At 55.2% G+C, this 13,006-nt stretch carries 9 protein-coding genes; 5 read left to right on the forward strand and 4 right to left on the reverse strand.

Annotated elements, in window-relative coordinates:
• Positions 1-228: 228 nt before the first annotated feature.
• The 4 genes from serC (at position 229) to ABD971_RS06960 (ending at position 6,200) form a co-directional block, all read left to right on the forward strand.
• Positions 229-1,341: a 3-phosphoserine/phosphohydroxythreonine transaminase gene (gene serC, locus ABD971_RS06945; protein ID WP_345320657.1), complete on the forward strand. Its 1,113-nt coding sequence runs from the start codon at positions 229-231 to the stop codon at positions 1,339-1,341.
• Positions 1,342-1,407: 66 nt separating this feature from the next.
• Entirely contained in the window at positions 1,408-3,030 is a 1,623-nt protein-coding gene (gene serA / locus ABD971_RS06950) for a phosphoglycerate dehydrogenase (RefSeq protein WP_339939621.1), read from the forward strand.
• Between the two features lie 123 nt (positions 3,031-3,153).
• The gene (locus tag ABD971_RS06955; RefSeq protein ID WP_345320662.1) at positions 3,154-5,373 is read left to right on the forward strand and encodes an amino acid permease; all 2,220 of its coding nucleotides are present in this window, start codon (positions 3,154-3,156) and stop codon (positions 5,371-5,373) included.
• A gap of 74 nt (positions 5,374-5,447) precedes the next feature.
• Entirely contained in the window at positions 5,448-6,200 is a 753-nt protein-coding gene (locus ABD971_RS06960; protein WP_345320664.1) for a ThuA domain-containing protein, read from the forward strand.
• A 288-nt stretch (positions 6,201-6,488) separates the two neighbouring features.
• Here the strand turns inward: ABD971_RS06960 and ABD971_RS06965 are convergent, their stop codons facing one another.
• The 4 genes from ABD971_RS06965 to ABD971_RS06980 all read right to left on the reverse strand — a co-directional run bounded on the left by ABD971_RS06965 (position 6,489) and on the right by ABD971_RS06980 (position 10,259).
• Entirely contained in the window at positions 6,489-6,962 is a 474-nt protein-coding gene (locus ABD971_RS06965; protein WP_339939615.1) for a carboxypeptidase regulatory-like domain-containing protein, read from the reverse strand.
• A 95-nt stretch (positions 6,963-7,057) separates the two neighbouring features.
• Positions 7,058-8,155, reverse strand: coding sequence for a DUF1559 family PulG-like putative transporter (locus ABD971_RS06970; RefSeq protein WP_345320666.1), 1,098 nt, complete (start codon positions 8,153-8,155; stop codon positions 7,058-7,060).
• Positions 8,156-8,558: 403 nt separating this feature from the next.
• Positions 8,559-9,041: a carboxypeptidase regulatory-like domain-containing protein gene (locus ABD971_RS06975; protein ID WP_339939608.1), complete on the reverse strand. Its 483-nt coding sequence runs from the start codon at positions 9,039-9,041 to the stop codon at positions 8,559-8,561.
• A 117-nt stretch (positions 9,042-9,158) separates the two neighbouring features.
• Positions 9,159-10,259 carry a DUF1559 family PulG-like putative transporter gene (locus ABD971_RS06980; protein ID WP_339939606.1) on the reverse strand — a complete coding sequence of 367 codons (1,101 nt, stop codon included), beginning with the start codon at positions 10,257-10,259 and terminating at the stop codon, positions 9,159-9,161.
• Positions 10,260-10,897: 638 nt separating this feature from the next.
• Between ABD971_RS06980 and flhA the strand changes: the two genes are divergently transcribed.
• Positions 10,898-13,003 carry a flagellar biosynthesis protein FlhA gene (gene flhA / locus ABD971_RS06985; RefSeq protein ID WP_345320671.1) on the forward strand — a complete coding sequence of 702 codons (2,106 nt, stop codon included), beginning with the start codon at positions 10,898-10,900 and terminating at the stop codon, positions 13,001-13,003.
• The last annotated feature ends 3 nt before the right edge of the window (positions 13,004-13,006 follow it).

Raw genomic sequence — 13,006 nt, forward strand, 5'->3', positions numbered from 1 at the left:
CAGCAATCCCGCCCCGATATTTCGCCCGCCTCGAGCGTCTTGACGATTTTCGTTCGCGACCATTCCCCCCATTGATGCGGCAAAGCGTGCCAGATGAATCCGCTTAGCCAACCTTTCGTACTTAATCCGCTAAGCATAGAATTCGCTTCTACGCTCCCTAATTCCCCGTTTGGCCGAGATTTCATTTCCTCAGTGCCAAGCAAACCACGTGATGGAAATTCGCTAACGATGAGTGCTACCGCGACTGCTCAGCGCGTCTTCAACTTTTCCGCTGGACCTGCTGCGATGCCCCTTTCGGTACTGCAGCAATTGCAAGAGGAAATGCTGTGTCTGCCCGGCGCAGGTTGCTCGTTGATGGAAATGAGCCACCGAGACCAAGCGTTTATCGATATCTTGCACGATGCCGAAAACAGCATCCGCTCGCTGCTGAACATCAGCGACGATTACGCGGTGCTGTTCCTGCAAGGGGGGGCGGCGCTTCAATTTTCGATGATTCCCGCGAATCTGATCCGTGGCACCGAAAAAACCGCTCAATACCTCCTCACCGGTGCCTGGGGCAAAAAAGCGGTCGGCGAAGCCAAAAAAGAGGGCAACGTCGAAGTCATCTACGACGCTAAAGAATCCAATTACAACCATGTCCCCGAGGCAGGCGATTACAAAGTCCGCGATGATGCCGCCTACTTGTACTACTGCAGCAACGAAACCATCCAAGGCGTTCAGTTTCAAGAAGAGCCCGAGTGCCCCACCGGCGTGCCGTTGATCTGTGATGCGTCGAGCGATTTTCTGTCGCGTCCATTGGACATCAACAAGTACGGCATGCTGTACGCCTGTGCTCAAAAGAACGCTGGCCCCGCCGGAGTGACAGTCGCCATTATCCGCCGTGATTTGGTCGACAGTGCAAAAACCGAGCTGCCGGGTTACTTGAACTACAAGAACCACGCCGAAGCCGATTCCGAATGGAACACCCCGCCGACGTTTGCCATTTACGCACTGGGCAAAGTCGCTCGCTGGTTGACCAACGACATCGGTGGCCTCGATGCGATGGCAAAATTGAACGAGCAAAAATCGCAAATGCTCTACGATGTGATCGATTCGCACAGCGAATTCTACCAAGGTCACGCTGTCGATTGCTGTCGCTCGAAGATGAACGTCACGTTCAACTTGCCCAGCGATGAACTACTGAAAAAGTTCGTCAGCGAAGCCCAAACCCATGACTTGGCCAGCTTGAAAGGTCACCGCAGCGTCGGTGGTATTCGAGCGAGTGTTTACAACGCGATGCCGATCGAAGGCGCCGAAACCTTGGCCAAATTCATGACCGACTTTGCTAAAAAGAACGGCTAGTCTCGCAACCCGAACCGCTCCTAACGTTCCCCATTTTTTACTCCCTTTCGCCCAACAACTGCTGCCATGCATCGCATTCTCGTCCTCGACAACATTGCACAAGAAGGCCTCGATATCCTCGACGCTTCCCCGAACGTCGAATATGAAGTCCGTACCGGGCTTTCGGGTGAAGATTTACGAACCGCATTAAATGAGTTCGACGGAGCTATTCTTCGCAGCGGAGTCAAAATCACTCCGGAATCGCTCGAGGGCAATACCCGGATGCGTGCGTTGGTGCGAGCGGGCGTGGGAACGGACAACATCGACAAGCCTGCGGCGACGCGCCGCGGCATCGTCGTGATGAACACTCCGGCGGGCAACACCGTCAGCACCGCAGAGCACGCCTTTGCATTGCTGTTGGCACTGAGCCGCAACATCCCTGCGGCCAACCAGGGACTTGTCGAAGGACGCTGGGATCGCAAAAAGTACATGGGCACCCAAGTCGCCGGCAAAACGCTGGGCATCGTCGGCATGGGACGCATCGGACGCGAAGTCGCCTCGCGAGCCATCGCATTCGATATGAAGGTCATCGCGTTTGATCCGTTCTTGACTGACGAACAAGCTTCGGCGATCGGCGTCAAACGCGTTGCTACGGTCGACGAGATGCTGCCACAGATCGACTATCTGACCGTGCACACACCGCTGACCCCCGAAACCAAAGGCTTGATCAGCCACGCTCAGCTGGACAAAGTCAAACCGGGCTTGCGAGTGATCAACGCGGCTCGTGGCGGCATCTACGATATCGATGCCTTGGTCGAAGGACTCAAGAGCGGTCGCTTGGGCGGCGTCGCGTTGGACGTGTTCGAGAACGAACCGTGCACCGACAGCCCGCTGTTCGGGATGCCTAACGTCGTCTGCACACCGCACCTTGGGGCCAGCACCGAAGAGGCTCAAACACAAGTCGCGGTCGAAGGCATCCACTTGCTGATCAACTACTTGCAAACCGGCGAAATCCGGCACAGCGTCAATGTCGCGTCGCTTGATCCGAAGACGCTCGAAGAGCTGCGTGGTTTCTTGAACGTCGCTCATCGACTTGGCTTGTTGGCGTGCCAATGGCATGGCGGTGGAATCGATCACGTTTCGATCACTTATCGCGGCGAAGTTGCCGGCAAAGACACGCGTGTGGTTAACAACGCATTTTGCGCGGGGCTACTCGAACGAATTGTCGATGATGCCAACATCGTTAACTCCGAAATGTTGCTCCGCGAACGCGGCATCGAATTGTCCGAAGAAAAACACCGCGATAAAGGCGCGTTCGCATCAAGCATCACCGTGAAAGTTTCAGGCGGCGGCCGCAGCATCATTGTCGGCGGAGCCGTGCTTGGCCAAAACATGCCACGCTTGATCATGCTGGACGAGTACCGTTTGGAATCTTTCCTTGATGGCAAGCTGCTGATTTTCGCTCACAAAGACGTGCCGGGAATCATCGGTCGCGTTGGTACCGTGTTTGGCACCCATGGAATCAATATCGCTCAGATGGCCGTGGGCCGCGGCGGCGATGCACCAGGCGGATCGGCGATCGGCGTTCTGAACATCGATGGCGACGTTCCTGCGGATGCATTGGCCGAAGTCGAAGGCATCGACGCGGTCACGCAAGTCAAGATTATCGACCTGCCCAAAGCAGGCGAACTGCCAAGCTGGTTGTCGTAAACCTAGTGGCGAAAGCCAGGCCTTGTTGCTGAAAGCAACCGGCCTTTTCACAACGCGTGGTGCCATCGCATCACGCGTGGGTTTGCAAGCGGCTTGCCTACGACTGCAAACCATGGGAACTTGATGACTTCGCATTCACGCCACATCGGGCTCGTCGGCGCCACCGGAATTGGGGTTGGCGCGATCGTTGGCGGTGGCATCTTGGCACTCGCGGGGACTGCGTTTGCAACCACCGGTCCCGCTGCGATGTTGGCGTTCGCGCTGAACGGTGTGATCGCACTGCTGACCGCACTGAGTCTTGCGGAAATGGCCTCGAAATTCCCCGAGTCCGGCGGCACCTACACGTTTGCTAAAAAGGCGTTGTCGGTCGAAGCCGCCTTTGCCGTCGGCTGGGTCGTGTGGTTTGCGTCGATCGTGGCCTCGGTGTTGTATGCGATCGGCTTTGCCCACTTTGCCATCATCATGGCCAGCGACCTTTGGCAAGCGTATCGTGGCGAGGGTGCTGCGGATTGGCTGCACGCCGGGTGGTTCAAAACCGCGGCAGCGATTGCCACCACCGCGTTATTGGCATTCAGTTTGACGCGGAAATCTTCCGGCGGCGGGCATTGGGTTAATGTTGCCAAGGTAGCGGTGTTCGCGTTGTTGATTCTATCGGGACTCGTGGTGGTCGCGCGTCAGGGCACGATCCAAACGACGACGTCCCTGACCCCGTTTTTCACCGCTGGCATTGGTGGATTGGTCCAAGCGATGGGCTACACGTTCATCGCACTGCAAGGATTTGACTTAATTGCCGCGGTGGGCGGCGAGGTCCGCCAACCGGCAAAAACGATCCCGCGAGCCATGGTGTTGTCGTTGCTGATTGCGCTAGCGATTTATTTACCCCTGCTGTTTGTGATCACCACCGCCGGAACGCCCCCTGGCCAAACGATCAGCGAACTGGCCCGCGAGAATCCCGAAGGCATCGTCGCAACCGCCGCAGAATCCTACCTCGGTCCAACCGGCTACTGGTTCGTGATCGTGGCAGCGGTGCTGTCGATGTTTTCGGCGCTACAAGCGAATCTATTCGCGGCATCGCGAATTGCTCAAGCGATGGCATCGGATCGCGCGTTGCCCCCGATCATGAGCGTCATCAGCGCGCATCGTGGCACCCCGGTCATGGCCATTGTCGTCACGGCGGCGCTCGTCTCGGTAATCGCCTTGGTGCTTCCAGACGTGGGAGCCGCGGGTGCTGCATCAAGTTTGATCTTCCTGGTCACCTTTGCCATCTCGCATCTTTTGACGTTTCTGATCCGGCGGCGAAGTCGACGCCATCCGCCACCGTTTCGCACGCTCTGGTTTCCGATGATTCCTGTCGTCGGCGGTTTCGCCTGCATGGGGCTAGCGGTGTTTCAGGGAATCGTGGTCCCCGCAGCGGGCTTGATCACGGTCAGCTGGCTCGCAATTGGCGGGATCCTGTTCCTGAGCTTGTTCGCACAACGCGCCCGCGTGATGGATGTCTCCAGCATCGCGATCGACCCTGAACTCGCCACCCTTCGCGGTCGCACGCCGCTGGTGCTTGTCCCGATCGCCAACCCGAACAATGCCGAAGCCATGATCTCGCTAGCCGACGCGCTGGTGCCCGCCGAGATTGGCCGCGTGTTGACGCAAACCATCGTTGTGCCGCCCGCCGATTGGGACGCGAGCACGGACCACTCACCAATTCAACGATCACAAGAAGTGATGCACGAATTACTGCGAGCCTCGAACGAATCGGGAATTCGCGTCGAAGCGCTGACCACGATCGCCGCCGAACCGATGGCCGAGATCGATCGCGTGGCGAGGCTGCATCGCTGCGATTCCGTGCTGCTGGGGCTGAGCAAGATCAGCGAAGATGGGCAAACCGCTCAGCTCGAATCGCTGCTTGGGCAACTTGATGCGAACGTGGTCATTCTAAGATCACGCGAAAACTGGCACTTCAAAGATGCACGCCGAGTGCTTGTGCCGATTGCGGGTCGCGGAGGCCACGAACATTTGTTGGCGATGTTATTGGGAAGCATGAAACGGTCTGCACCGCGTGACATCACCTTTCTGAGAGTGATGCCCAACGACACCGCCGACGATTCCATTGGACGCGCCAAACGGGACCTGCGTCACTTGGCGCATGACCTTTGCTCACAATCCAGCGTCAAAGTGGTGACGAGCAACAAGCCGCTAGAAACGATTGCCGAACAAGCCAGCGAGGCCGACGTCTTGATCCTCGGTGTGCAGCGAGTCGCCCGACGGGAAAAACTGTTCGGCAATTTTATTTGTGAACTGGCCAACCGAACCGATTGCCCAATTATCCTGATCAGCAGCCGCGGATAGTCGTTGTTTCCGAGCCTATCCGCAGCCGTTATGCTAGAAAATCTTTCCCGCCCCTAGAACTAGGATTTCCGCCGATGAGTCTTCGCACGCTGCTTGGGTTACTGCTTTCTTTCTGTATCGTCACGCCCGTGCTGGCCGTGCAACCACACGTCGTGATGCTGATCGCCGAGCGAGAATACGAAACCGATCAAACGCTACCGAAGTTTGCCGAAGAACATTTGCAGGATGACTTCCGCACCACGTTGGTGTACGCCAAGCCTGAGGATAAAAATACGCTGGCGGGAATCGAAGCGGTCAAAGACGCCGACGTGTTGCTGATCAGTGTCCGCCGCCGGGCTCTGCCAAAATCCCAATTGGATTTGATCCGCGATTACGTCGCCAACGGCAAACCGGTGATCGGTATCCGCACCGCCAACCACGCGTTCTTGCTGCGGAACGAAGAATCGCCCGCCGGGCATGACCAATGGCTCCACTGGGACGCCGACGTGTTTGGCGGCAGTTACACCAACCATTATGGAAATGACCTCAAAGCAAAGGTCACGTTTCGCAGCGACGATGCGATCCCCGAGCACCTTCTTGATGGCATTCGCAGGCAACCTTTCGTCGCTGGCGGATCGCTTTACAAGGTCGCTCCGCTTGCCGAGGGCGCCGTCGCGCTGATGGACGGCAAAGTGGAAGGGCAGGGGAGTGAGCCGATTGCATGGACCTTTACTCGAGCCGACGGCGGCAAATCGTTCTACACCTCGCTCGGTCATCGCGACGACTTCGCCGGTGATGTGCTTCCCGCATTGCTGGTAAACGCAATCAAGTGGTCGCTTACAAAATAGACGAACGCGACACCGCGAGTGCAACGACCGCAACAAACATCCCGACGCTAACCGGTGCTGGCGAATGGGGTCGAGTTTTCCGCTTTTCATTCCAAGCTCGACGTGCTTTCGCCGATCGGTTCATTGATCCTGCTCAACGTTTGTAGGTGTGCTTGAATCCGCTAACGTTTCGAGCCGATCGAGCGGTGTCGCGGAAACGAAAACAGGGCAGGGAACGATCCATGATCGTCCTTCAGCCCTGTTGATTTTGATACCGAGTGGTTTCTCGGCGGTAACGCCGTCAATGATCTACAGCTTAGCCGCTGCGTCTTTGACCGGCGCACCGACCTCGATCACGTCAAGTTTGTTATCACCTGCAGAGATCTCGACTTCGATCGGTGTGGTCGTCACGGCTCGGTACTTGGCTTCAACAAGATCGAACATTTTAGCTTCGTTCGAAGATCCGGGGTCGTTGCCTGCCGCAGCACCTTCGATCTGGGTCTTGTTCACGGTCACCTTAAACTTGCCGGCCGGAACACCGACGTACTTACCGTGGGTCATGACCACGGCTTCGCCGTTCTCGTTCGTACTTCCTCCTGAAACCCACCTGCTAAGCGTGGGGTCAGTCGAGATGAGCTGGACGCTGGCGCCGACCAGCGGAGCGCCTCCTTGATGCACAGTGATCTCGGCCGGATGGAGCACCGGAAGCCCATCGGGCTTTTCTTCCGAGGCACACCCGGAAACGACTGCAAGCAACACGCAAAAAAACGCAATTCGATACATCTGCAAACACCTAGTTCTGTTCAACATGAGATAAAACACCCGCATCAGCACGGATCGTGGTGATGGGGTGAGAAGGAAAAAGAGACAAATCGAAATCAACCGTCATAGGAAACGGTTTCTTTTCCGTCCATCGACCCCATCGCGCCCCAAACCCCATACGGGCTTTCACCGGAAGTGACTTGACGTGCGTTGAGGTTGCCCGAGTCGATGGAGTCGGTGATAAAGCGGACTGCACCGTCGAACATCAGCGTCTGCACACCACCTTGATGTTCGCTCGAGGGCGAATAGGTGCCCCAGCTATCGTTACCACCACCGAACGCACACGAGTACGAATTAGGCGGCAGCGTGGTGGTGAAACGATTGTTGACAGTCCGTCCATCACCAAGGATCAGACCACGCCAGCAGTCGGCGCCACTTTGATATTGACGCCGATTATTTGGATCCAGCGGTGCGGTCAAACAAGGCCCGGGAAGTGCGGATGTCCCGTCATACATTCCGTTGAAACTAGCGACATCGCCTTTGACAAACGCTTGATCACGAGGAGTCGCTGCTACTTCACTCATCGCGATCGTGTTGCTGGTTCCATCCAACAGGTCACGAAAACGGCGAACCGAGTTTCGTTCCCCATTGAGCCGAGGAATAAAGGGGCCGCGTGGATCGATGCGAGCGTAGGTACTTGCCTCTTGCGAGTCATTGCGAGCGTTGTGCCACATTGCATCGCCGGTACTAAAGACATAATGACACTTCGAGATGCCGTTGATCGCCGTCCCATCTGCATTTTGCGCTGAGGGGCAGAGGAACGCAGCTTGGGGTCCGGCCTCTTGTAGCGCCACACTTTGCCAGGGACCGGAGCCCGGCGTCGCCTTTTTGGCGTCTTCGACAAACGCGTCGTGAAGCGAATTCATCTCCATAAACGGCATCAAGAAGATAGCCGCACTGACAGTTCGACTGTTTCGTGAAAATCCATGGAAATCCACCGCACCGGCAGGGAATTGGTTGTTCGCAGAATGATAATTCTGGATCGCCAACCCCAGTTGTTTCATGTTATTAGAACATTGCATGCGACGTGCTGCTTCGCGAGCCGCCTGGACCGCAGGCAAAAGCAGCCCGACTAATACGCCAATAATGGCGATCACCACTAACAATTCCACCAAAGTAAAACCCGTCAACTTCCGCCTTGCATTCCGGTTCATCTGTCTACCCTCATATGAGAATCGAAAAAAATACGTATTTATGATTTGGCTTCAGCAAAATCACTTACAAAAACACAAACACTTGCCGCCACGCTAAAGTCCCACAGGAGAGGCCAACCAACATCCAAGCGGTTAGCGAACCAACGCTCGCGTTTGACGGGAAGAGAATTGCGTGAATCTGCAAAAGTAACACGCTTGCCATCAGTCGTGTGCTGCAAGTCGCCAAAAAACGGAAACACGAAAACAGAGTGATACACAATTAGCCAGAACCGATACTCTATACACAACGAATGTCAAATTCAGTTTCGTCAACCGTCTGAAAAAACAAAAAACAACGCCAGCGAAATCGCCCACGAAATCCAAATCCATAGACTTTGCTACAGGCGGTTCGACATTGCCGCATCTACAGCTCAGCCGCTGCATCCTTTACCGCCACACCGACGTCGATGACATCCAAGTTGTTTTCGCCGGCCATGATTTCGACTTCGACCGGAGTGGTGGTGATGCTGCGAAATTTGGCTTCGACCAAATCGTAAATCTTCACCGGATTTGAAACACCAGGATCGTTGCCGGCCGATTGGCCTTCGGTCAGCGTCTTGTTGACCGTGACTTTGAACTTGCCCACCGGCGCACCTTCAAACTTGCCATGCGTCATCACCACGACTTCGCCCTTTTCATTGGTACTGCCGCCAGAAACCCATTTTTGGAGTGCCGGATCCGCTGCAACCAACTGCACACTCGCTCCGACCAAAGGCGCCCCCGACTGATGGACCGTCAGCGTGGTGGGATACAATTCCGGCAAGTCATCGGGAATCGATTGCCCGGAACATCCGCACACCCCCAGCAGACATAAGCCCGCTAGTGCAACTGCTTGATTGACATGCATGACCATCTGATTCCTTCAACGAGAGAAAAGAGGCTTCGAGGAAGCTGTGACGAAGATTCAAGTTTAGCAAATCGACACTCTCTTGATCGCGATCAAGAGAGAGAGCACGCTCGAGAATTAGTTAGAATACGTTTCCGTTTCACTCCCTGCAGGACTTCCCATCGCTCCCCAAACGCCATAGGGACTTTGGCCGCTGGTGACTTGGCGAGCGTTGAGATTGCCGGAGTCAATGGAGTCGGTGATGAAGCGAACCGCCCCATCGAACATCAACGTTTGCACGCCGCCTTGGTGTTCGCTCGAAGGCGAATAGGTGCCCCAACTGTCATTACCACCGCCATAGGCGCACGAATAAGAGTTCGGAGGCAACGTCGTGGTGAAGCGGTTGTTAATCGTTCGTCCGTCGCCGAGGATCAGTCCACGCCAGCAGTCGGCACCGGTTTGATACAGACGAGGATTGTTTACATCCAGCGGAGCGGTCAAACAGGGACCAGGCAGCGCGGTGGTGCCATCATACATTCCATTAAAACTAGCGACGTCCCCTTTGACGAAGGCCACGTCTCGCGGCGTTCCGGCAACCTCGCTCATCGCAATCGTATTGCTGGTGCCGTCAAGCAAATCTCGAAAGCGACGTTTCGAATTTCGCTCGCCGTCAATCTGTGGAATAAACATGCTGCGTGAGTCGATGCGAGAATTCGAACTTGATTCTTGCGAATCGTTGCGAGCATTATGCCACATCGCATCGCCGGTACTGAACACGTAATGGCACTTCGACACACCGTTCACTGCGGTGCCGTCAGCATTAGCGGCCGATGGACAAAGGAACGATGATTGAGGTCCTGCCGCTTGCAGAGCAGGGCTCTCCCAGGCACCCGACTCGGGAACAGCAACCTTGGCGTCTTCGACGAACGCTTCGTAAAGCGAATTCATCTCCATAAACGGCATGATAAACATCGCCGCGCTGACCGAACGACTGGCTCCGAAGGAATAGCCATGAAAGTCAACCGCGCCGGCGGGAAACTGATTGTAGGAGGAATGGTAATTCTGCAGTGCCAGTCCCAGTTGTTTCATATGATTGGAACATTGCATCCGGCGTGCGGCTTCGCGTGCCGCTTGCACAGCGGGAAGTAGCAGACCAACCAAGACGCCAATAATGGCAATCACTACGAGCAACTCAACCAGGGTAAAAGCGTGGGCCTTCGGCTTCGTGTTACGATTCATCGATACCATCTTTACAAAGAATTTGAAAACAAACGCTGTTGAACCGCCTTTTCACCAGCAAGGTAGGCAGCAATGTACACCGATCCGAATCGAGAACAAAATTTTCGACTTTTTAAAATCTATAGACCAAGGGACTCGACTTCGCCATTGCAGGCGGTCTGAGGGTAGTCGCGAAAAAGGCGGGTAGCGTTCTGTCCCTTAACTCGCTGCTTGCAGCCATTTAACCCACCATGAAATTCTCAATTTTTTTCCTGAATTGGCATCTTCGATAGCACCTCAATCCGCAAGCTGAATCACCAGCCTGGCAATGCGACAAACCACCTCCTCCAAGTGGGCCCAAACCAACCCCTGCTCGTTAGAGCCCGATTGCAGAGTCCACAGGTTTTCCGGTGGTGTTCGCTACGCGCAAACCACCAGCTCATTGCTGAAATCCCTATCGGGATGGGGCTAAAAAAAGCTGTGTAGGATCAAAGCGGGGCAGGGCAGGGGGCTTTGCAAGATTTGACCGGGCGGCCGGCGCTGGACTGCTTTGCTGCCGGGTGACAATCCACGACGAAGTCAAAAACCCTCTCTGGGCCGCTTCGTTCTTCTCTGGACCTGATTGTCACTTTTTTTGTAGTTTCGCTAAAGAGAAGCGAATGGGTCGCTTCGTTTCTTTTGAGAAGGATTCGTTCGTGCTGTCAGTTCTACTTCGTTATCGCGATTTAGTGTTGCCAGTCGGCATCATCGGCTGCTTAGTCGTGATCCTCGTCCCGCTGCCAGCGATCCTGATGGATCTACTGCTAGCATTAAACATCACCGTTGGCGTGATCATTTTGCTGACGACCATTTACGTCGCCACGCCACTTGAGTTCAGTATTTTTCCGTCATTATTGTTGGCCACCACGCTTGCACGTTTGGTGCTGAACGTGGCGACGACGCGGTTGATTTTGACCGGGGCGGACACGCTCAAAATGGAAGCGGCGGGAGGTGTGATCCAGAATTTTGGTGAATTTGTCGCCGGCGATCGCATCGAAGTCGGCATTATCATCTTTTTGATCATCGTATTGATTCAGTTCATCGTGATCACCAAAGGCTCGACCCGGATTAGTGAAGTCGCGGCCCGATTCGCCTTGGACGGGATGCCTGGTCGCCAAATGGCGATCGATGCCGACTTGAATGCGGGCTTGATCGATGAAAAAGAAGCCCAGCGGCGACGTGAAGAGGTGAGCTCGCAAGCCGATTTTTACGGGGCGATGGATGGTGCGAGTAAGTTCGTACGTGGTGACGCAATTGCTGGCATTGTGATTACGGTCGTCAACGTGATTGGCGGACTGTATATCGGGGTGATGCACGCTGGTATGACGATCAGCGAAGCGGGAGCGCTATTTACCAAATTGACGATCGGCGACGGATTGGTCAGCCAAGTCCCGGCACTATTGATCTCGCTTGCCGCTGGTTTGTTGGTCACACGAAGCACGCAGAAAGTCAACTTGCCGGTTCAATTCCTGCAACAACTCTTTGGCAACGCCAAGGCATTGACGGTGGCTGGCAGCTTTTTGTTGCTGCTGATTGTCACCAGCCTGCCCACGATCCCGATGGCAACCCTGGGGGCCGGATGTATCGGGCTAGCGATTGTGATGAATCGCAATAACACTCGCGAGATTGATGAAAAACAGGTCCGCGAGAATGCCGAGAAAGCGGCTGCGGCGGCTCCGCCCGAAAAACGAGTCGAGGACTTTTTAACGATCGACCCGATGGAAATGACGATCGGTCTTGGCTTATTGAGCTTGGCCGACCCGGGACGCGGCGGCGATTTGATGCAACGAATCACGGGCGTCCGCAACTCGATTGCCTCGGACATCGGCATCGTGCTGCCGAAAGTGCGAGTACGTGACGAAATGAGCTTGGAGCAAAGTGAATACGAGATCCGTATTGCTGGCAACACCATTGCTCGCGCGACCGTCCGCCCCGACAAATTGCTAGCGATCGATAGTGGTCAAACCACGGGCACGATCGAAGGCGAACCGACACGTGACCCGACATTTGGCGAACCTGCGGTTTGGATCGATCCGATGCGTCGCGAACAGGCGGCGATTTATGGCTACACGACCGTGGAACCTGGTGCAGTGCTAGCAACTCATTTGCAAGAGGTTGCCCGTCGTCACGCCGATGAACTGCTTTCGCGTGATGCCACGAAACATCTGATCGATGAACTCAAAGAGGTTTCACCGGCGGTGGTCGACGAATTGATCCCTGGCGCGATGAAGGTCAGCGAAGTCCAGCAGGTGTTGCACTTGTTGCTGCGAGAAGACGTGCCGATTCGTCAATTAAGCATCATTCTAGAAACGCTTGGCGATTTTGCCTCTCGCACCAAAGATCCCGTGTTGTTATGTGAATACGTGCGTCATCGATTGGCACGCACCATCAGCACGCGGTATCGCGACGAGCACAATCAATTGCATGTATTGGCATTGGATCCAGCGATGGAAGACCGCATTGCGGCGGGGATCGAACATTCCGAACGAGGACTTTTTGTGAGAATGAGTCCTCAAGCGGTAGACCTCACTTGCGAAAGAATCCAAGAAGCCGTTAAGAAACTGATAACCGCTGGCTACCCGCCGATTTTATTGGTCAGTCCTCGCATTCGTCCGGGACTTCGCCAAATCACATCGCCGTCGATGCCACGTTTAAGAATCCTGTCGTACAACGAAGTGACTCAGGATACGAAGATCGAATCCCACGGAGTTGTCAGTGACACGTAAACC

Origin of the sequence: Novipirellula rosea, assembly GCF_039541335.1 — a bacterium.
Lineage (GTDB): Bacteria > Planctomycetota > Planctomycetia > Pirellulales > Pirellulaceae > Novipirellula > Novipirellula rosea.